Consider the following 203-nt stretch of genomic DNA (forward strand, 5'->3'; position numbering starts at 1 on the left):
CTGATTTAACATTTCAATCTTTGTAGTTATATAGAACATCTCTTAATTTAGGCTTAATACCAAATTCATTGTCATTATACAAAATATTTATAGGTTTTTTTACATCAGCTGAGATCAATATACTTTCTTTAAGATTTTTAGCAACTATATCAGCACTTAAATTCTGTCTTGTACCTTCTACTTCAACTAAGTTTTTAACACCT

Annotated in this window: 1 protein-coding gene; it reads right to left on the minus strand. The window is 26.1% G+C overall.

Annotation, left to right across the window (positions count from 1 at the left end; translation table 11 throughout):
- Window positions 1-13: 13 nt before the first annotated feature.
- A partial coding sequence (locus tag AYC60_RS09060; RefSeq protein WP_197416968.1) for a hypothetical protein occupies window positions 14-203 on the minus strand: 190 nt, incomplete at its 5' end.

The organism is Streptobacillus felis, assembly GCF_001559775.1.
Taxonomy (GTDB): domain Bacteria; phylum Fusobacteriota; class Fusobacteriia; order Fusobacteriales; family Leptotrichiaceae; genus Streptobacillus; species Streptobacillus felis.